This window comes from Flavobacterium plurextorum (assembly GCF_024638035.1).
GTDB classification, from domain to species: Bacteria; Bacteroidota; Bacteroidia; order Flavobacteriales; family Flavobacteriaceae; genus Flavobacterium; species Flavobacterium plurextorum.
In genome coordinates, this window is the sequence record NZ_CP100442.1 from 428,331 (window position 1) to 449,178 (window position 20,848).

Genomic DNA, 20,848 nt, shown 5'->3' on the forward strand with positions numbered 1-20,848 from the left:
ATATTGTAAAATTACTTTAGTCTGAAAAAGCAAAATGTCAGCTAATTTACACTTAGCTTAAAATAGTTATATTTTGGTGATATCCTGAATTATAATTTCTTTTCTGTTATAACTTAATAAATTATTAGATTCCATTTCGTTCAATAATTGTGTGGCGGTCTGTCTAGAAGTACAAATAATTTGAGCAATGTCATTTTGTGTCAAATAATTTTCGATCGTAACAACATTCCCATTTTTACTGCCTTCTTGTTCTGCCCAGTTTTTTAGAAACTGATACAACCTTGTTTTTGCATCTTTAGAAATTAAATTGGCGTAGCTGTTTTTTATTCGTTTCATTTTCAAGCCTACGAATTTTGTATACGAAAGTGCCAGTGTTGGATTTTTAAGCAATAAGTCCTCAAAGTCAGACATTAAAAAACTGCAAATTGTCACATCGTCTGAAAGGACTTTTGCATATTCTTCATTTTTATCATCCGATTCCAAAGTCAATTCTCCAAACAAATCACCTTTCTGAATAATATCTTTTATAGTTTCATTGCCTTCATCATCAACAGCAACAATTTTAATATTGCCTTTTTTAAGTAAAAATATACGCGGCAGATCTGAAGTCGAGAAATAAATAATTTCGCCTTTTGATGCTTTTTTAAAACCAGTAATAATGCACAACTGTTTGATTTGAGCATAACTCAAAGTTCGAAACAGTTTATGATCTCGCAAATACCAATACTTTAAATCTTCGTACATAAAAAACTTTCTTTTAGTAAAGATAACCAATTAAAAAAGAAAACCCTTTCAGACCAAGAAGCCAGAAAGGGTTTTATCGAAAATACTATAAATCTAATTATCCTGCGATAACTGATCTTGAAATTACAATTTTCTGAATTTCAGAAGTTCCTTCATAAATCTGAGTGATTTTTGCATCACGCATAAAACGTTCCACATGGTATTCTTTTACATAACCATTTCCGCCATGAATTTGAACAGCTTCAACCGCAGTATCCATTGCAACCTGCGAAGCAAATAATTTTGCCATTGCACCGCTTACATCATAGTTTTTATGCTGATCTTTATCCCAAGCTGCTTTCATACATAAATGACGCGCTGCTTCGATATTAACTGCCATATCTGCCAATTTGAAAGCAATTGCCTGATGATTGCAAATTTCAGTTCCAAAAGCTTTACGCTCTTTAGAATATTTTAAAGCCAATTCGTAAGCTCCAGAAGCAATACCCAATGCTTGAGAAGCAATACCAATACGTCCTCCAGCAAGTGTTTTCATTGCAAATTTAAATCCGAAACCATCTTCACCAATTCTATTTTCTTTTGGAACTTTTACATCACTAAACATTAAAGAGTGTGTATCAGAACCACGAATTCCCATTTTCTGTTCTTTTGGTCCAATTGAGAAACCTGGCATATCTTTAGTCATAATCAAAGCATTAATTCCTTTATGCTTTAATTCTGGATGAGTTTGAGCAATAACTAAATAGACAGATGCAGTATTTCCGTTTGTAATCCAGTTTTTTGTTCCGTTTACCAAATAATGGTCGCCCATATCAACAGCAGTAGTTTTTTGCGAAGTTGCATCACTTCCTGCTTCTGGTTCACTTAAACAAAAAGCACCGTGAATTTGACCTGAAGCTAAACCTGGTAAATATTTTTGTTTTTGTTCTTCTGTTCCAAATTCTTGTAATCCCCAGCAAACTAAAGAATTATTTACCGACATTACTACTGAAGCAGAAGCATCAACTTTCGAAATTTCTTCCATTGCAATTACGTACGAAACTGCATCAAGTCCGCTTCCGCCGTATTTAGGATCAACCATCATTCCCATGAATCCAAGTTCACCCATTTTTTTAACTTGTTCAGTTGGAAAAATTTGCTTTTCATCACGTTCAATAACTCCTGGCAACAATTCATTTTGAGCAAAATCTCTTGCTGCTTGCTGAATCATTAAATGTTCTTCGGTAAGATTAAAATCCATAGTTTTTTAAATTATTGTTTTTTTACCATCAAATGACAATGCACTGTGGCTGGTTTGTTTTTAAGTTTTCTTGAAGTCCTTTTTTTTCACAAAAAGGCTTTCAAAGATAAATTTTAAATGTGAAATTTACAATGCACGCATATAAAATTGAAAGATCAACAATATTTACGATAACGTTTTCGTTAATATTTAGCTTTTTTGACCAAGTAACAATAATCATGCAGCTTTTTTTCTAAATTTTAAGATTAAAAATGCAGATAAAAAATCGGAAAAATTAAATTCTAAGCACAATTCTTACTCTAAAAAAGTCATATTACTTATAAAAGACGCAAACTCACGTAAAATTAGTCCTACTAATTTGATTACTAAAACAATACGTCGAAAAACTCAGAAAAAAAGATTCTCAGAGAACGTAAATTTTTGACAAATTAACATTATTTTTGCTCAAAAAATATATAATTGATAGAATATGAAAAAGATTTTACTATTGCTTACACTCCTTTTAAGTCTACAATTTTCTACAGTTTCTGTACAAACTCAATTAGAGGTAAATGGTGTTACTGTTCCAAGAAAAATAGAATTTCAAAGCAAATCTTTGCAGCTTAATGGTGCCGGCGGAAGATCAAAAATGTGGTTGGAAGTTTATGTGCAGGCTTTGTACTTATCGCAATTAAGCCAAGATCCACAGTTTATTATTGACAGTGATACTGAAATGGCTATTAGAATTGAAATTACCTCATCGATGGTTTCTTCTAATAAATTAACAAAAGCAATGAATACTGGATTTGAAAAATCTGCAGGAAGCAATCTTGAGCAGCTGCGTCCGCGAATTGAGCAGTTTAAAACATACTTAAGCGATGCAATTACAGAGAAAGATGTCTTTATCTTATTTTATAATCCGCTTGACCAAACTGTCAATGTTTATAAAAATGAAGTTTTAAAAGGAAAAGTCCAAGGATTTGATTTCAAAAAAGCATTATTTGGCATTTGGCTTTCAGACAAGCCAGTTGACGAAACTTTAAAAAAGCACTTATTAGGAATATAATTCTTAATTCTTTAACATATTCGAAAGCCGAAAACCATATAGTTTTCGGCTTTCTTTTTTGTTTTAATAAATTTGAAGCAAAATACATTATTCGCATTATTCTATTTTATACTTTTACGCAAACTAAACATATCTCAACAAAATGAAAGATTTATTACAGCAATTTGAAAATAAAGCACCTGAAATTGTTTTTAACTGGAAAGATTCTGAAACAGAAGCTGAAGGATGGACCGTGATTAACTCTCTGCGTGGAGGAGCTGCCGGCGGCGGAACTAGAATGCGAAAAGGCTTAGATATGAACGAAGTTTTATCATTGGCAAAAACAATGGAGGTAAAATTCTCTGTTTCCGGCCCTGCTATTGGAGGTGCTAAATCTGGAATAAACTTTGACCCAAATGATCCTCGCAAAAAAGGAGTTTTACAACGCTGGTATAAAGCTGTTTCTCCATTATTAAAAAGTTATTATGGAACTGGAGGCGATTTAAATGTTGATGAAATTCATGAAGTGATTCCAATGACAGAAGAATGTGGTGTTTGGCATCCGCAAGAAGGTGTTTTCAATGGTCATTTTAAACCAACAGAAGCAGATAAAATTAATAGAATCGGGCAATTACGTCAAGGCGTTATTAAGGTTATTGAAAACCCAAAATTCTCGCCAGACGTAACTAGAAAATATACTGTTGCGGATATGATTACTGGTTTTGGCGTTGCTGAAGCTGTTCGTCATTTTTATGCAACTTATGGCGGAGAAATAAAAGGTAAAAAAGCAATTGTACAAGGTTTTGGAAATGTTGGTTCTGCTGCTGCTTTTTATTTAGCCGAAATGGGCGCAAAAGTAATTGGAATTATTGATCGCGACGGGGGGCTAATCAAAGAAGACGGTTTTTCTTTTGAAGAAATCAGAACTTTGTTTTTAAATAAAGACGGAAATAAATTAGTTGCCGACAATATGATTCCGTTTGAAGAAATTAACTCTAAAATCTGGACAATTGGTGCAGAAATTTTTACACCTTGTGCAGCTTCAAGATTGGTTACTCAAAATCAAATTGACAGTTTAATTTCAAACGGACTTGAAGTTATTTCGTGTGGTGCAAACGTTCCTTTTGCTGATGCAGCAATTTTCTTCGGTCCTATTATGGAAGATGTGGATCATAAAGTAAGTTTGATTCCAGATTTTATCTCAAACTGCGGAATGGCAAGAGTTTTTGCTTACTTCATGGAGAAAAAAGTTCAAATGACAGATGAGGCTATCTTCAACGATACTTCTGAAACTATAAAAAATGCGATTGTAAAAGCTCACGCTTTAAATTCATCAAAAACAAATATTAGTGCAACTGCTTTTGAAATTGCATTGAAACAATTAGTATAATTAATTTTATACTTTATTTCTAAAGCGGGCTAAATTATTTAGCTCGCTTTTTATTTAGATCTAACCGTAAAGTTCACAAAGATTTCTCTCATTTTATGTCATTTCGATCCCGAGGTTTCGGGATCGAAATGACAAACAGTGCGGTTTTAAACAATGTTTAAAAAAACATTTGTATTCTTTGCATAAAACCTTAGCTCCCGATCGCTATCGGGATTGCATTTAAATTCCCTCTTTCATTCTAAACAATTTTTACTACTTTTAAGCGTTTTTAAAATTATACATTTCAAAATTCAGAATTAAAATGAGTTTCACTATTTCTTCAGATCAAAAGAAATCCTTACTCTTCACGACAGCTATATATGCGGTAATATTAATATTACTGTTTTTCATACGTTTTTGGCCTCCTTACAATCCAGATAACAATGTTGCTCTTGCCAGCGGAGGCGGCGGAGGCGGTGTTACTGTAAATTTTGGCGACAGCGATTTAGGTTCTGGTGCTAATTACAAAAGTGAAGTTCTTGAGGTAAAAAACAATGTAAAGCAGGCACCTGCAAAAGCAACTCCAGAAGAAGAAGCTATTATTACTCAGGAAAACTCAGTATCTGATAAAGCAGATGTTATTATTCCAACAAAAGAAAAACCTAAGAAACCTGTTCCTGTTGAAAAACCAATACAAAAACCAGCACCTGAAAAACCAAAAGTTTCAAATTCTACAAATGATGCTTTATCAAGTATTTTAAAAGGATCAAATAAAGGCGGCGACGGCGATGATAAAGTTGCAGGAAACAAAGGAAAAGCAGGCGGAAGTTTAGGTTCTAATGGATATTACGGAACTGGAGGTTCTGGCGGAGGAACTGGTGACGGTAATGGAACTGGAAACGGCATAGGAACTGGAAGCGGTTACGGAGCGGGAAGCGGCGGCGGTTCTGGAGGAGGATCAGGTTATTCTCTTGGAAACAGAAAAGCTTTATCTAAACCAGCACCAAAATACACTTGCAATGAAGAAGGAAAAGTTGTTGTTGAAGTAAGTGTTGATCAAAACGGAAAAACAATAAGCGCAACTGCAGGAATTAAGGGTACAACGAATACAGCGAAATGTTTACTTGATCAAGCACGAATTGCAGCAATGAATACAAAATGGGAATCTGATAATGATGCACCTGTAAAGCAGGTTGGGAAAATTATTTATAATTTCAGCTTGAATTAAAACACGGATTTACACGAATAACGTTTATATAAAAAAAGGCTTTCTGATGATTTCAGAAAGCCTTTTTTTTCGTCCAGTTTGTCATTTCGACCGAGGGGAGAAATGACAAGATTGTGTTATACGTGAGATTTCTTCACTCATCGCAATGATGTAGTTTGTTTTTTATCATTCGCGTGAGGGATAGAAGGAAGCTACCGAAGTAGCCCGGATAGCCCGACCACAATAAAAAAATGGGCCTATCAACGCTTTGCTGATTAGCCCATTTTTTTATTGTGGTCACGCCCTATTGATTATTCTACTTGGGACTTGTAGCAATTACAAACTTCAAATTGTTCTTTACTCCTATTTGCAAAACATCAACTAAATCTTGAACCTGCAAATTAAACGGAATTCTAACGACAACTGTTTGATCTTTATCAGCACCAATTTTTGTCATTAAACTCGTTTCTAGATTTTCAAAATCTACTGGTTCTTTGTCGATGTAGAATTTTTTATCTTCGGTAACGGATAAACTTATTAATTGTTTATTTGTTTTTTCATTTGCCTTGGCTTTTGGCAAAGTCATCTTGATAACATTAGGGTTTGCAAGTGTTGAAATAATTAAGAAAAACAACAACAGGAAAAACATAATATCACTCAGCGATGAAGTTGCGACCTCAGCATGAAATCTTCTTTTTCTCTTAATAGACATACCTTATGCTCTTTGAATTATGTTTACAAATTCTAATATTTGTTTTTGAATTTTTAAGGCAAAATCATCAATTTTTCCATTCAATAAATGATAAGCGCTATACGCAATAATTCCAACAATTAATCCTGATCCCGAGCTGATCATTTTTTCATACAAACCTCCAGAAATGTTCCCAATACTAATATTTTCTGTTACTGAGATACTGTAGAAAATTTTAATAACTCCCGAAATTGTTCCAATAAATCCAAGTGTTGGCGCAATACCTGCAATAAGTCCAAGATGACCTAAACGGCGTTCCATTTCACCAATTTCAATATCGGCAGCACGATCCATATTTGATTCGATTTCGGCAATTGGTCTTCCAATAACCAGAACTCCTTCTTTCAAAATGTTTCCTGCAGCGGTATTACTTCTTTCTACAATTGTTCTAGCCAATTCGATATTTCCTGCATTCAATTTATCACCAACATCCTGCATTAATCGATTATCAATTTTTGAAGCTTTACTGATATACATATAACGCTCAAAGATGATATAAATAGTATAAAATAATAAAAGCGCGATTGGAATTAGGAAGAAACCTCCTTTTAAGATAAAACCTAAAACAGAAATTTCGGTATTTGGAGCAATTTTTTCGATAACTACGTTAGATGCGTTTGCAATGGTATCTGTTTGTAATTGAATGAGGCTAAACATATTTTAATTCTTGTTTTTAATAATTAATTCTAAAAAATATTTCAATTTTGCAATAAAGATAATTTTCATTGTAATATTAAACTAAAAAAAACGAAAATTATTTCAATTACCAACTATTTTATCCAAATAAAATGAACTATCAAGAGACTACAAACTGGATGTTTAATCAATTACCAATGTATCAGCTTCAAGGTGCTTCGGCATACAAAGAAGATCTCACAAACATAAAATTACTGGCGGCGCATCTTGGTAATCCGGAAACGCAGCTAAAGTGTATTCATGTTGCTGGAACAAACGGAAAAGGGTCAACATCGCATATGCTTGCTTCGGTTTTACATGAAGCTGGATATAATGTAGGTTTGTACACTTCGCCGCATTTAAAAGATTTTAGAGAACGTATTAAAATTAACGGTCAAGAAATTTCAGAAGATTTTGTGTGCACGTTTATCGAAAAACATAAAAGCTTTTTTGAAGCAAATGATATGAGTTTCTTCGAAATGTCTGTTGGTTTAGCATTTGGCTATTTTGCAGCCGAAAAAGTAGATATTGCTATTATTGAAGTTGGTCTTGGCGGAAGACTCGATGCTACTAATATTATTACTCCATTAATTTCTGTAATTACAAACATTGGACTAGATCACACTCAGTTTTTAGGAAATACACTCGAAGCAATTGCTGGTGAAAAAGCAGGTATTATAAAACCAAATGTTCCTGTTGTTATTGGCGAATATACTATTGAAACGCAGCCTGTTTTTTTAGCTAAAGCCGAAGAAAAAAAGGCACCTATTTATTTTGCGTCTGATTTAATTAGCGAAGTATTCCCATCTGACTTAATTGGAGATTATCAGTTTCACAATAAAAAAACGGTACAGCAGACTATTAAAATTATAAATGAGACTACTGACTTTAAAGTTTCAGAAGAAAGTGTAAAATCTGGTTTATTGAATGTGGTAAAAAATACGGGATTACTGGGAAGATGGCAGCAGCTTGGCGAGAATCCGAAGATTATTTGCGACACTGCACACAATAAACATGGACTAACGGTTGTAATGAACCAGATTCAGAAAGAAACCTTTGAAAAATTACATATTGTTCTAGGCGTTGTAAATGATAAAGACCTAGATTCTATTTTACCGCTTTTCCCTCAAAATGCACAATATTATTTCTGCAGACCTGATTCATCAAGAGGTTTAGCTACTGAAATCCTCCAAGAATCTGCCAAAAAGTATAATTTGTTGGGAGATAAATATGATTCTGTGGAAAAAGCTTTCTTATACGCGAAGAAAAAAGCCGCAAAAAATGACTTTATTTATGCAGGCGGAAGCACATTTGTTGTTGCTGAACTGCCTTTGGGTTAAAATATACTTTTGATCTACAAAAAACTTTAAAAAAATCATTTTAATAACAAATTCATAAACAGACAGATATAAAATATTTTAAAAAAAGTTTTATTTTTTCTTCAAAATCCTTTGCAGAACTCGAAAACTAGCGTATATTTGCACTCGCAATCACAAACGATAGCAACCTAGTAAAATAGGGCGATTAGCTCAGCTGGTTCAGAGCACCTCGTTTACACCGAGGGGGTCGGGGGTTCGAACCCCTCATCGCCCACCAAGAAACTCCTTAAGAAATTAAGGAGTTTTTTTTTTATAATTTATCTTCATAACTTTTAATAAACGCAAAGTATTGTCATTTCGACTGAAAGGAGAAATCACACTCAGATATCGACAAATATTGGCGATATACTTTACGGAATTTCTAGTGTGATCCTTCGTTCCTCAGGATGACAAATCTTTATCTAAAATTTAAGTCTGAGAAACAGAATTCAAAAATACTTACCATAAAAATCGTATTTTTGTTTACCGCTCCCCAAGAAAATCTGTAACATACATTTAAAATCTGTTTTTTACAGTTCTGGTTTATTCACTTAATTATTATCTTTGAATTATGAGCACACTATCAAGACCAAAACACATCGGAAGAAACATAAGCCGTATTCGCGAACTTCGTGACATGAAGCAGGAAGCATTGGCGCAAGCTTTGGGAACTAACCAGCAAACGGTTTCCGCCATGGAAAACAGCGAAACTATAGATGACGCAAGACTAGCTGAAGTTGCAGAAGCGCTTGGCGTTACGACTGAAGGCATTAAGAATTATAGTGATGAAACTATATTGAGTATTATTAATAATACATTTAATAGTCATGATACTTCAACAATAAACGGAATCAATGTTCAGCCTACCTTTAATCCACTTGATAAAGTTGTAGAACTTTATCAAGAAAAAGAAAAGCTTTATGAACGCTTAATCCAAGCTGAAAAAGATAAAGTTGAATATCTCGAAAAATTAGTAAAAGAAAAATAGCCTTTTAAAGCATAAAAAAACTCCATTAGAAATAATGGAGTTTTTTTATGCTTTCAGATCAGACAATCAATATTCACGATCAATCATTACTTTGTAATTTCTCACATACTTTTTCAAGAAGCTTCTTAGTCTGTTTAAAATACCTCATCTTATCATCTATCTCTTTTATTTTTGACTGAAAAAGCTCAAGTGTTTCAGGTTTCGAATCAGTACTTTCAAACCAAGTGGTTAATATTTTTTTTATTTCTGCCAAGGTAAAACCAACTTCTCTAGCTTCTATAATGATTTCTAAACGTTCAACAACATTATCATCATAATTCTTATAATTATTAGATTTCACTTCTTCATTAGCCAATCCCTTGATCATTCCTAGATTTTCATAATATCTAATAGTATGAATTGATAATCCCGTTTTCTTTGATAATTCGTTTATAAGCATAGCTTTATTTTTTTTTAAATAAAAAAACAATAAACCATAGAGTATAGTTTATACTTTACGGTTACAAATATACTAATTGTTTTTGCTTTTTTAAATTTATAAAACACAAAAAAAACAAGAGGTAAAATAATTTCAAAAACAGAAAACACAGGCAGAATTAAAAAAAACTTTATTTCTAATGGAGTTTCTTTTATGCTGTGAAAACAGCTAAGGTTTTGTAAATTCGTAACTCTTTGTTTGAACGAAGAAAATCATTCCTAATTTTTAAGAATAGCACAGAATTAAAAACATTATAAATAAAATGGAAATATTAATAATAACAGGTCCTCCGTATTCTGGAAAAGGTACACAATGCGAAATTTTAAAAGACGAACTTAAATTTGAGCATATTTCAACTGGCGACAGATGCCGTTTGGAAAAACAAAATGAAACGGAAATCGGCAAAATAATGTCTCGATATGAAGAAAAAGGAGATTTGGTTCCTGATACTATAATGAAAGACCTTTTTAGCAATATATTGGATGAAAATATAACTGCCAATGGAATTATTTTAGATGGATATCCAAGAACTGAACCACAAGTAAATGATTTACTAGAGCTTGTTAAATCTAAAAATCTTAAAATTGGAAAAGTAATTAATATTGATGTTCCAAAAGAAGAACTTTTAAAAAGAGCAAAAAAAAGAGCTGAAACTTCTAATCGAAAAGATGATAAAGATGCGAGCATTCATCTTAAAAGAATTGAAGTTTTTGAAAATTCAACCAGACCTGCAATTGAATATATGAAATCAAAAATTAAAGTTTTAACTTTTGACGGAATGGGTACAATTGAAGAAATTACAAAACGAATTAAAGATAGTTTATAAAATAATCAGTTTTTATTCAATAAGCGCTTTAAAAAAAACTCCAAAATCTAATGCTTTTGGAGTTTTTTAATAGCTGTCATTTTCCTAAAGACTCAATTTGTGTAAAGGAATCAAAAAACTATTTAGCCAGCAGTTTTTTTATTTCGGCTGCAATGTTATCTAAATTCTCCGGAGTATTTCCTGTTGACATAAATCTTAAAACTCCATCTTGATCTAATAAAAAGTTTTTCGGGATTGAACCTTTTCCAAACTCATTCCATATTTTCTCATTTGGATCAATTCCGAAATTAAAGTCCATTCCGTCTTTTCTAAGTTTAGTAACTTTTTTCGAAACAACTTCCTGAGTTTCGCCTCTTGAAACTGCTAAAAACACAAAATTTTTATTTTTATTGGGCTCAAGAATTTTCGATGGTACATCATAAAACTCCATTAAACAAGGTGCGCACCAAGTAGCCCAGAAATTTACAAGAACCACTTTGCCTTTTAAATCAGAGAGTTTTACTTCTTTACCATCTACCAATTTCAAAGTAAAGTCTTTTGCTTTTTCGTTTAATTTTAAAATATACTCGTCATCTTTTACAAGATTTTGGCTTTTTTCAGACTGAGCGGCAATTTTTTTATCATTTTCAATTTTTTCTTGCTCACTGAAAATCCCAATTAAAATTACGAACTCCTTATCTCCTATTTTATCTCCAAACTTTTTGGCTAGTTCATTTCTTTCGCTTTCAGAGACTCCTTTAACCATAGATTTAACATAACCTTCGGCACCATATTTTTCAACATCTGCCATTGTACCAATCTCGTTGTTGATTATCAATACATATTCAGGCTTTTTTATCACTTTATCCTGCCCGTAAAAAGATTGAGCAATTATTATAAAAACAAAGAAGAATAGTTTTTTCATATTTTGATTGGTATTTAAGAGGATTATTGTTTTTATAAACAGCAAACACATAGTCCTGAAGCTTCAAGACTATGTGTTAAAAAAATACTTTTTGCTAATATAAGAAATATCTTTATTTGTAATAATTTAAAATTCAAGCTGATAAACATTACTACGAAACAACTATTTCCCTTTATTGGTTAATTCAACTTTAGTATTAAGATTATCTCTTGTTAAGGTTACAGAATTTACTTTTCCATCGCTGAAACCAAATTTTAGCAAATTAGGATAATCAATAATTTTAAAATATCCATTTTTAAGATATACCAACTCATTATCGTTTTTTCCTTTAAAATGATCTAATAATACAGATTCAACATAAAGACGATTATTTTTTTCTACAATTTTTGTTTCTACACCTTGTGCATAAAGGAAATCATCGTAAGTCCCAACTAGTTTTTCTTTTAGACTTGAAGGCATCTCCTGAATTTCCTCATTAGAGGTCTTATTTTCCCAACCCATCACTTTTAAAATCGTTTTTTGAGTATTTCCCATCACAGGAAAACGATTCTTTTTTTCGCCATTGGTTAAAAATGTAAAGCCGTTTCCATCTGTCATCGTTGCAAAAATACTTCCACCAACTCCTGTATTCGAACCGTTACATATAAACCAATCATAGTTATTGTAACCAAAGGACTTTTGCCATCCGTAACTCCAACCGCCAACAGCATCTTTCAAGGCAGTTACTTCTGTTACTTTTTGAGCAACATCATAAGAAATCACTTTATTATTTTTATTGCGCAAAGCATTTTGCATTTCAATAGCGATTAAGGCTAGATCAGTTGGCGTAGACCACATTCCTGAAGCTCCAACTTGCGGTGTAATTGGCAGACCTGTTCTAATAACTTTTTCATTTTCATCATGTACAAGAGCTACATTAGTTGGAAAGCCTTTTTCATTTGGCTGTATCATTGTAGTGTTTTTTAATCCAAGAGGCGTAAAAATGTACTCTTTTGCAAGTTCACCTATAGATTTTTTAAAAGTATCTTCTAAAGCCATTTGAACAATTACATAACCGCCGCCGCTGTATGCCCAATCTGTTCCTGGTGCAAACAAAAATTCAATTTCTTTATCGTATCTCGGAATTTTCCCTAAAAGACTTTCTTTTATTGTTGGAATTGTATCACCTTCATAGTGATCTGCAAATCCGCTTTGACTTGTACCAGCTGTATGATTTAGAAATTGTTTCCATGTTGGTCTATTGTTTTCGATAAACTTACTTTTTGGTAAATGCCAGCGTTTTAAGTAACCATCGATTGGATCGTCTAATTTAATCAATCCTTTTTCTTCAAGAATAAAACAAAGAAGCGCTGTAATTGGTTTTGAAATTGAAGCCGTAGAAAAAGCAGTGTTTTGATCTATTTTTTCTTTTGAGTCTATTGATTTTACACCAAATTGGTTCGAGTACACGATCTTGTAGTTTTCGAAAACAACAAGACTAAATCCCGCAAGTTTATATTTTTCTAATTGTGGATCAATATTTAAACTGTCTGTTAGAAAGCTATAATCTTTACTTTTTGCAGATGCTTTTTTATTTGTTTGAGCACTTGCGACTGTTACTATAAGAAGTAATAAATAAATAATGTTTTTCATGGTATCGTAAATTTTAAGGTTAGAAATTTATTTCGGTACAAAGATGTGGGAGAAATTAAACCTATGCGACCGAATAAAACTATTCGAACGCATTTGTCTCCAATAATAAGTACGAATAATCACAAACCCCTTAAAAACAACACATTGAAACAACAAACAAATACATTCTTGATAGGCGTTTTTTTTTATTCGGACTAAAAAAAATCTCTGTTTCTAAAAATTCGAACCTCAATATTATTTACACAACAGATAAAATTGTTTGATTTATTCTAAAACAAAAAGAATAGATTATGTTTTTCTCTCCTGATTTATTCCACTTTCTTATTAACGCATAAAAACCATTCGATGAACTACAAAAAAATTAAAAAAACAGCTTTGCATTATCTCTGTAACAAATTAAATAATTGACTACTTATACTATATCAAAACGCCAATCATATTATAATTAATTATAACAACAAATTTTTTCAAGTAGATCTAACGGAAACAGCATTAAAACTTCATAAACAAACAACTAATAAAACTCCAAAATATGAATTTATCAGAATGGCTCATTTTTATTCTAGTTATGTTAATTATTCATGGAATTTCTACTTGGAAACTTTACGAAAAAGCCGGAAGAAAGCCGCTAGAATCATTTATCCCAATTTACAACTTAGTAGTTTTAATGAAAATTATAAATCGGCCTCGTTGGTGGGTTTTACTGCTTTTTATTCCTATTATTAATCTTTTAATGATCCCGGTAGTTTGGATAGAAACCATACGAAGTTTTGGCAAAAATTCTAAACAAGATACTGTATTAGTTTTACTTACGTTTGGATTCTACATCACTTTTTTAAATTATAGATCTGAAAAACTTACTTACATTGAAAACAGAGATTTACAGCCCAAAACTAAAACAGAAGATACTGTAAGTTCTCTTTTATTTGCAGTTATTATTGCAACACTCGTTCACACTTATGTTATACAGCCTTTTACGATTCCGTCTTCGTCATTAGAAAAAACACTATTAATTGGAGATTTTTTATTTGTAAGTAAGCTTAATTACGGAGCAAGAACTCCTATGACTTCAGTTGCATTACCTATGGTTCATGACTCAATTCCTTTTACTGGTCTAAAATCATATTTATTTAATGATGATGTTACAAAAAAAGAAACATCTTGGGTAAACAAACTTCAATTACCTTATTTTAGATTCCCTGCCATAGAAAAAATTAAACGAAATGAAATTGTAGTTTTTAACCAACCTGCAGATACACTTCGCGATATGGATAATTTTCATCCCGATCGAAATTATTACAAACCAATTGATAAAAAAACAAATTTAGTAAAACGATGCGTTGGCATGCCAGGCGATACTCTGGAGATTCGAGATGGAGATATTTATATTGATGGTAAAATATCTAAATTACCTCCAAGTGCAAAAGCGCAATATAATTTCCTTATCGATACGCAAGGCCAAGCTATTAGTCAAGATGCTCTTGTACATACTTATGGTGCAAAAGAAGGCTTAAAGTATGATAATGGAAATTTTGCTCTTACAGATAAAGGACAATACTTTTTGACATTAACAGATGAAGAAGCTGCATTAATCGCTTACAATCCAGTTGTAAAAAGCGTTAAAAAACATTTAACTCCAAAAGGACAAAATGAAGATGTTTTTCCTCATATTTCTTCTTTGGGTTGGAATATTGACAATTTTGGACCAATTTATATTCCTAAAAAAGGAGAAACCATTAAACTGGATATAAAGTCACTTCCATTTTATAAGAGAATTATAGAAGAATATGAACACAATAACCTAAAAGTTCATGGTAGCAAAATTATAATAAATCAAAAATTAAGCACCACTTACACTTTTAAACAAGACTATTACTGGATGATGGGAGATAATCGTCAGAATTCTTTAGATGCAAGATTTTGGGGATATGTTCCTTATGATCACATAATAGGAAAACCAGTATTTATTTGGTTTAGCTGGAATAAAGACGGCAAAGGCATTAACAAAGTAAGATGGAACCGCGTTTTTTCTGTAGTTAACGGAAAAGGAGAACCTAAGTCTTATTTAGTACATTTTGTAATACTAATAGTTATTTGTACTGCCACAAATAAAATACTAAAGAAAAAGAAGAAAATATAACCACATTATATATTCTCAAAAAGCTCCAAAATCTTACAGTTTTGGAGCTTTTATTTTCACTTTATATTCCTGATGGTTAAAACCAATGACAATGCAAGCAATTATTATTAAACACCTTGATTAGGTTTCATATCTTTCAAGATTGTATCATAAATTGAATTCAGAAGTGTTTGTCTCATTTTTGAGTTTCTATAATCTAATAGTATTATGATTCCCCACGCTGCCGTACGAATCCTTTCGTGTGCCATGTTGCATTTAAAACCGTAAATACAATAAACTTTGGTCCTACTTTCCCTTTGTGTTACTATGTATTTCTAATCTATAAGCCACTTTCAGCCTATCACAACACGAAAGGATTCGTGCGGGAGCAGCGAACCTCAATATTATTTACACAACAGATAAAATTGTTTGATTTATTCTAAAACAAAAAGAGAGAACCAAGAAAGGAAAATATAATTTATTCTACTTTCCTATTTATTTATAAATACATCCGATAAAGAAAAAGATAATTTGAATACAGGTTTATCAAAACATAAAACCTTTTGTAGAAAGGAAACTTAATGCTAAAATTAAATTTGCGGTAAATGCTAATAATATAGCAGACATGGATGCAACTGAAAAAATTATAAAAGTGCTAGATGATTTAGGTAAGCCTAGTGTTAAGGCTGCTGAAGCAATGAGAATTGCTTATGATACACGCAGAAGCAGAAAGACTGGCAAAAATCTAATACACAGGTTTACTGAAAGTAATTATCAGGATCTAGTTTCGTTAAAAAAAACAAACTGAAAATTTAGGCTAATAAGAAAACATTTTCTTACTCTAGGAAGTTTAAAAGCATATATTTATAGATATTTACTTAACTATTTACAGTACTATGAATGAAAATATTTTCAAATAAAAACAATATTTATATAGTATTAACAATTATAGTGGTTCTATTTTCAGCTTATTATTATTGGGAAAACAGATATGTCGAACTCAGACCAGTAATTCCAAAAGAATATACCCGCCAATTAATATTTTTTGATAATGATCTTTATAAAATTGCCAAGCCAAATGAAGTTTCGCCAAAGTATTACAAAAATATAAAATTTGTTTTAGACCGATCTAGTCAAGAATATATCATAAAAAAAGGACTGATTTATGTTAAATTTAAATATATGCATGACATGAATCTCATGTGGAATTATACAACTAGAGCTACTGATCCTACTTGGTTTAATTTAAAAAGAGAAATGGATAGTATTAATGGTAATGTAAAAGGTCAAAGAGAAATGGATAGTATTATTAAAACATTCAACCTTAAATAACTTAAGCTGTTCAATTTGAACAGTTTTTTTCTTCAACCTGTCTAGCAAGTTAACTCAGGAACTGATTTCACCCGTTTTTTTTCGTTTTCTGTATAAATAATAGATGCTGTCCGAAATAATTTTCGGACAGCATCTTTGCATTGTATTTTAAAGATTATGTCTGTTACAAATTTGCATTATCAGGTTTCATATCTTTCAAGATTGTGTCATAAATTGAGTTCAGAAGTGTTTGTCTCATTTTTGAGTTTCTATAATCTAATAGTATTATGATTCCCCAATTTTTAGCTCTGTCATAACATATTATTGAAGATTGTCCCATTGAGTCTCCCGATTTCATATAAATTGTGTTTTTATCATCTGTCATAATATTTAACCCCAATCCTAATTCTCTCTTTTCATCTTTATAAAATATTTTTTCAGTAATCACAGCTGCCTTACCTACTTTATTGTCTTTGTTTAAAACTGCTTTTAAATATGTAACCATATCAGAAGCATTCGATTTAACTAATCCTGCTGGTGCAGTAACATTCCAATTAAAAAACTCTTGAATTCCTCCTTCAGGATTGTGAGCAACTGTACGGTTTTTTACATTAAAATCCTTAGTTAAAGTATTGGTCATTTTTAAAGGTTTTATCATTTTGCTTGTGATAATCTCATCATAACTTTTATTATATACTTTCTCTAATATTTGTCCAAGTAAAGTAAACCCAATTGTAGAATAACGGTATTTACCATAATCTTTTAATTCAGAACAGTTATTGACCATTGCAACCAATGATTCTTTAGTTACACTACTCACAGGCTGTTGTGGATTTAACTCCATTAGTTTTCCAAAATCGATATCTGGCAAACCTGATTGATGAGAAGCTAAATCTGAAATTCTAATTTTGTTTTTAAGATTGCTTTGCAGTACATATTCTTTTGGAAGATAGCTGTCTATATAATCTTCCAATTTCAACTTTTTCTCAATAGCGGCTTGTGCTATTAAATTTGAAGTTAAAATTTTAGTAATTGATGCTATTTCAAATATAGAGTTCTTGTCAATTTTAGTTTGACTCTCTGCGTTCAAATTCCCGTATGCGGTATAATATTCTTCATTGTTTAGAACAAAGCCTACACTAATGCCTACATTGGGATTTTTTTGATGACTATCTTTTATTATCGAATCTATTCTTTGAGAAATTCCTTGTCCAAAAGAAAAGTTAGTTACTAATAAAAGTGCTGCTAAAAATTTTACTGAAGTTTTCATCGTATCGTATTTTTATGGTTATAAATTTATTTCGATACAAACTTGCGAAAGAAACTTATGATACGCGACCGAATAAAACTACTCGTACGCATTTGTTTAAAAAAACGCGTACGAATAATTACAAAACCATGAATTACAACGCCTTGCGGAAATCAGTAGGAGTAAAACCGGTATGCTTTTTAAAAGCAGTATTGAAAGAAGATTTTGAATTAAAACCTACTTCGTACAGAATTTCTAAAATTGTCACTTTACTTTTTGCAACATCTTTTAAAATATTCTTTGCATTCTCGATACGATAGGCATTAATAAAATCATAAAAATGCTGTTCTAATTTATGATTGATTAAAAGCGATAAATCTCGTACCGGAATTTGAGTATCATTTGAAACATCTTGTATTGTCAAAGAAGGATTAAGAAACGGCTTTTCTTCATTCATATATTGCTGCAGTTTCAATAACTCTTCACTGTATACTTTTTCAGTTACAGCTGTGGGTGTATTGATTTTTTCTTCAGAAACAATGTCTTTTACCAGTTTTAATTTTGAATCAATATTCCTGAATAAATCCGGATTATTTAAAGCCTTAAATAAATACCAGCAAATAATAAAAGGCTGCATTACCATAATTCCAGCTTTTATCCATTCGGAGATATCTGGATATTCTGAAAACTTGAAAATATTTTTTACAATAGCAACTACATACAAGATTGAAAGAAGTGTCGCAAACTGAAATAACCAATTATAGGAATTAATATGAGTACCTGCATTATTTTCGAGATACAGTTTTTTGGCTCTTTTTAATAACATAAAAATGGCCGCAAAATAAACAATGATCTGAACATGAATTAAAACATGAATAAACTGCAATTCGATCATACTTTGACGATTTATTATAAAATCCATTTTTGCAGCATCATCTACAGCATAGAAGCGCGGTACCAAAACAGCATTTACAATTAAAAACGGAATTGCATGCAGAAGATATTTGGGCTTAAATTTAAAATCAGAATAAGAAACTGATAATACATATAAGTAAAAAACCGGGATTTGAAGAAAAGCAATTGTAGATCTGAATATTCCTAAATTTGAAGGTCTGTCGAACATTAATCCGAACAAAGGCTCACTTGAATCGATTGCATTTATTAATAGAAAAACAGCAAAAAGAATATTACTTGTTTTGTCTTTTGTTTTAACTGTGAGCAGAAAAAATATTAGCAATAATGAAATGAACAAAGTAATTATGGTTGCAACAATTAATAAATTAATCTTATCCATTTTTGTTTTTTAGTGGTATTATTGTTTATAATTAACCTGCTTATTTATATCAGCCTCCAAACATTAGTACATTTTCTAACTGTATTTCAGCAGTAAGCATGTTCTTTTTCAAAGCGAATATATGAAATATTTTCACTTTTTATTATTTCCTTTTTCTTGAAATAGAAATAATTTCTTACTGTTCTAATATTGCCTTTTTCTTAAAGTCAAGCGCAAAAGTAAAACCCTGAAATATTGAATTTTATACTTTCTATTCTTGTTTTAATGATTTAAAAAGAGTTTCAAGTGTAGATTTTTTCTGATTCACTATTATCAATTGACTTTTATCATTTAAGAAAATCATATCTATAAACTCCTTCTCTGGATTAAATTTATATTTTTTCAACTCTGCAAATTTTCTTTGTACCAACTTTAACTTTTCTGCACTGTTTTTTGAAATAATTATAACCTTGGTAAGTGGTGTTTTTTGCATTTTGTCAATACTTGCTTCTGTTAATTCCGAATCATATTCGGTTCTTGAACGATAACGAAACATTCTTCTTATCGCACTTACATCTTCTTCATTTTCAGAAATAACATATCTATAAGCCATGATATTATCAAGGTCGTTTATCCAATTCGGATAATTTTTCTCATACAGATTGATGTAATTATCTATAAAACTCTTGTCAATTGGTTTCTTCCGATTAATATATTCAGTAATCATTGGATAAATTTGTTTTGCCATAAGACTAATATATTTTCTATTATACCAATCTCCAGCATCAATTTTTCCGTCTAATTGTTCATAAACATATCCATTTCCTAATGCTGTTGCCAAAACTTCATTCATCAGCTGATAAGCATAATTACTGCACTTTGATTTATTTTGTTTAAAGTAAGAATCTATATCTTTTTTTACTTCAAGCGATTGTTCGTCATAAATGATATGATAGGTTTCATGCAGCATAACACTAAACAAATCTTTGTATGAATCTAAATCGGTCTGCACGGCACTAATAAAGTTATTGCAAAAAGCCTGCGCAGTAAATCCTTTAGAATTAGGCAGCGGATAAAAAGCTATTTCGAATGGAATTGAAGTATCCCAGCTGGAATTATAAAACGTGAGTCCCGTTTGAAAATACTTTTCCATGTCATGTTCCTTAGCGTATTTTGTGATCTCTACAAGCTGCTTTTCGAATTTCTCTTTGTTTGGATTATAAATCAGTTCGTTGTAAATAGGTGTAAATTCTAAAATACTTGCTGCTAAATCATTCAGCTGTTTATTAGGAATAAAACCGATTGATCGTATTTTGAAATCTTTTAAATTATCAGTTTCAATCAAGTTCTTTTTCACTATATCTTCCGTTTGCATCGACTTTTTTAAGCCGTAAGGATAATCATCAAATGGAAAACTATAGTAAATATTTAAAAGGTCAAATTTTGAAGCTATACTTTTATATTTCTCCGTATAATATTTTGATTTTTGAAATTCTGTCTTGAAAACATTCTCAGGAGAATTCTCTGCAAGATTTTGCAAAAAAACAAAAACAGCCAATTGTTCTGAATATTTAATTTTAAAAACTGCCTTTTGTCCAAATGCCAAAGTTGTCAAAAGTAAAAAGAAAAGCGAAAATTTATTTTTCATACACTCTATTATGATTTATGCTAATTATATAATTTATTGAAATTATGAATCA

Annotated in this window: 20 protein-coding genes and 1 tRNA gene; 10 read left to right on the forward strand and 11 right to left on the reverse strand. The window is 31.2% G+C overall.

Going from position 1 to position 20,848, the window contains the following annotated elements; all coding sequences use genetic code 11:
• Nucleotides 1–66 precede the first annotated feature (66 nt).
• Entirely contained in the window at nucleotides 67–744 is a 678-nt protein-coding gene (locus tag NLG42_RS02110) for a Crp/Fnr family transcriptional regulator (protein WP_099720356.1), read from the reverse strand.
• A gap of 97 nt (nucleotides 745–841) precedes the next feature.
• Complete coding sequence (locus NLG42_RS02115) at nucleotides 842–1,984, reverse strand: acyl-CoA dehydrogenase (protein ID WP_089056964.1); 1,143 nt, start codon at nucleotides 1,982–1,984, stop codon at nucleotides 842–844.
• Between the two features lie 469 nt (nucleotides 1,985–2,453).
• On the opposite strand from NLG42_RS02115, the gene NLG42_RS02120 reads away from it, so the two are divergent.
• The 3 genes from NLG42_RS02120 (at nucleotide 2,454) to NLG42_RS02130 (ending at nucleotide 5,605) form a co-directional block, all read left to right on the forward strand.
• A complete protein-coding gene (locus NLG42_RS02120; RefSeq protein WP_257682873.1) occupies nucleotides 2,454–3,029 on the forward strand; it encodes a chalcone isomerase family protein in 576 nt (191 codons plus the stop codon).
• A 142-nt stretch (nucleotides 3,030–3,171) separates the two neighbouring features.
• Nucleotides 3,172–4,398: a Glu/Leu/Phe/Val dehydrogenase dimerization domain-containing protein gene (locus NLG42_RS02125; protein ID WP_129025185.1), complete on the forward strand. Its 1,227-nt coding sequence runs from the start codon at nucleotides 3,172–3,174 to the stop codon at nucleotides 4,396–4,398.
• A 301-nt stretch (nucleotides 4,399–4,699) separates the two neighbouring features.
• Nucleotides 4,700–5,605: an energy transducer TonB gene (locus NLG42_RS02130; protein WP_257682874.1), complete on the forward strand. Its 906-nt coding sequence runs from the start codon at nucleotides 4,700–4,702 to the stop codon at nucleotides 5,603–5,605.
• Nucleotides 5,606–5,900: 295 nt separating this feature from the next.
• Here the strand turns inward: NLG42_RS02130 and NLG42_RS02135 are convergent, their stop codons facing one another.
• Both NLG42_RS02135 and NLG42_RS02140 read right to left on the reverse strand, forming a co-directional pair.
• The gene (locus tag NLG42_RS02135; RefSeq protein ID WP_089056961.1) at nucleotides 5,901–6,296 is read right to left on the reverse strand and encodes an ExbD/TolR family protein; all 396 of its coding nucleotides are present in this window, start codon (nucleotides 6,294–6,296) and stop codon (nucleotides 5,901–5,903) included.
• Between the two features lie 3 nt (nucleotides 6,297–6,299).
• Nucleotides 6,300–6,992 carry a MotA/TolQ/ExbB proton channel family protein gene (locus tag NLG42_RS02140; RefSeq protein WP_089056960.1) on the reverse strand — a complete coding sequence of 231 codons (693 nt, stop codon included), beginning with the start codon at nucleotides 6,990–6,992 and terminating at the stop codon, nucleotides 6,300–6,302.
• A gap of 131 nt (nucleotides 6,993–7,123) precedes the next feature.
• On the opposite strand from NLG42_RS02140, the gene NLG42_RS02145 reads away from it, so the two are divergent.
• The 3 genes from NLG42_RS02145 to NLG42_RS02155 all read left to right on the forward strand — a co-directional run bounded on the left by NLG42_RS02145 (nucleotide 7,124) and on the right by NLG42_RS02155 (nucleotide 9,356).
• The gene (locus NLG42_RS02145; protein WP_257682875.1) at nucleotides 7,124–8,350 is read left to right on the forward strand and encodes a bifunctional folylpolyglutamate synthase/dihydrofolate synthase; all 1,227 of its coding nucleotides are present in this window, start codon (nucleotides 7,124–7,126) and stop codon (nucleotides 8,348–8,350) included.
• A gap of 178 nt (nucleotides 8,351–8,528) precedes the next feature.
• Nucleotides 8,529–8,606 (forward strand) — tRNA-Val (locus NLG42_RS02150).
• Between the two features lie 333 nt (nucleotides 8,607–8,939).
• Nucleotides 8,940–9,356 carry a helix-turn-helix domain-containing protein gene (locus NLG42_RS02155; RefSeq protein WP_257682876.1) on the forward strand — a complete coding sequence of 139 codons (417 nt, stop codon included), beginning with the start codon at nucleotides 8,940–8,942 and terminating at the stop codon, nucleotides 9,354–9,356.
• Nucleotides 9,357–9,435: 79 nt separating this feature from the next.
• On the opposite strand, the gene NLG42_RS02160 is transcribed toward NLG42_RS02155, so the two are convergent.
• Nucleotides 9,436–9,795, reverse strand: a complete 360-nt coding sequence (locus NLG42_RS02160) for a MerR family transcriptional regulator (protein ID WP_257682877.1) — start codon at nucleotides 9,793–9,795, stop codon at nucleotides 9,436–9,438.
• Nucleotides 9,796–10,096: 301 nt separating this feature from the next.
• Between NLG42_RS02160 and NLG42_RS02165 the strand changes: the two genes are divergently transcribed.
• Nucleotides 10,097–10,660, forward strand: a complete 564-nt coding sequence (locus NLG42_RS02165; RefSeq protein WP_099720351.1) for an adenylate kinase family protein — start codon at nucleotides 10,097–10,099, stop codon at nucleotides 10,658–10,660.
• 118 nt (nucleotides 10,661–10,778) lie between these two features.
• On the opposite strand, the gene NLG42_RS02170 is transcribed toward NLG42_RS02165, so the two are convergent.
• Both NLG42_RS02170 and NLG42_RS02175 read right to left on the reverse strand, forming a co-directional pair.
• The gene (locus tag NLG42_RS02170) at nucleotides 10,779–11,564 is read right to left on the reverse strand and encodes a TlpA family protein disulfide reductase (protein ID WP_257682878.1); all 786 of its coding nucleotides are present in this window, start codon (nucleotides 11,562–11,564) and stop codon (nucleotides 10,779–10,781) included.
• A 162-nt stretch (nucleotides 11,565–11,726) separates the two neighbouring features.
• Nucleotides 11,727–13,196: a serine hydrolase domain-containing protein gene (locus tag NLG42_RS02175; protein ID WP_257682879.1), complete on the reverse strand. Its 1,470-nt coding sequence runs from the start codon at nucleotides 13,194–13,196 to the stop codon at nucleotides 11,727–11,729.
• 532 nt (nucleotides 13,197–13,728) lie between these two features.
• On the opposite strand from NLG42_RS02175, the gene lepB reads away from it, so the two are divergent.
• Nucleotides 13,729–15,336: a signal peptidase I gene (gene lepB / locus NLG42_RS02180; RefSeq protein WP_257682880.1), complete on the forward strand. Its 1,608-nt coding sequence runs from the start codon at nucleotides 13,729–13,731 to the stop codon at nucleotides 15,334–15,336.
• Between the two features lie 107 nt (nucleotides 15,337–15,443).
• Here lepB and NLG42_RS02185 read toward each other — a convergent pair whose 3' ends face one another.
• A complete protein-coding gene (locus NLG42_RS02185; protein ID WP_257682881.1) occupies nucleotides 15,444–15,584 on the reverse strand; it encodes a hypothetical protein in 141 nt (46 codons plus the stop codon).
• 356 nt (nucleotides 15,585–15,940) lie between these two features.
• Between NLG42_RS02185 and NLG42_RS02190 the strand changes: the two genes are divergently transcribed.
• Nucleotides 15,941–16,123 (forward strand): hypothetical protein, encoded by a 183-nt coding sequence (locus NLG42_RS02190; protein WP_257682882.1) that lies wholly within the window; start codon nucleotides 15,941–15,943, stop codon nucleotides 16,121–16,123.
• Between the two features lie 92 nt (nucleotides 16,124–16,215).
• On the forward strand, nucleotides 16,216–16,647 hold the full coding sequence (locus NLG42_RS02195; RefSeq protein ID WP_257682883.1) for a hypothetical protein: 432 nt from the start codon (nucleotides 16,216–16,218) through the stop codon (nucleotides 16,645–16,647).
• A gap of 163 nt (nucleotides 16,648–16,810) precedes the next feature.
• On the opposite strand, the gene NLG42_RS02200 is transcribed toward NLG42_RS02195, so the two are convergent.
• From NLG42_RS02200 to NLG42_RS02210, 3 genes are all read right to left on the reverse strand, one after another.
• The gene (locus NLG42_RS02200) at nucleotides 16,811–17,896 is read right to left on the reverse strand and encodes a serine hydrolase domain-containing protein (protein WP_257682884.1); all 1,086 of its coding nucleotides are present in this window, start codon (nucleotides 17,894–17,896) and stop codon (nucleotides 16,811–16,813) included.
• A 133-nt stretch (nucleotides 17,897–18,029) separates the two neighbouring features.
• On the reverse strand, nucleotides 18,030–19,169 hold the full coding sequence (locus NLG42_RS02205) for a helix-turn-helix domain-containing protein (RefSeq protein WP_257682885.1): 1,140 nt from the start codon (nucleotides 19,167–19,169) through the stop codon (nucleotides 18,030–18,032).
• Nucleotides 19,170–19,419: 250 nt separating this feature from the next.
• Entirely contained in the window at nucleotides 19,420–20,796 is a 1,377-nt protein-coding gene (locus tag NLG42_RS02210) for a hypothetical protein (RefSeq protein ID WP_257682886.1), read from the reverse strand.
• Nucleotides 20,797–20,848 lie beyond the last annotated feature (52 nt).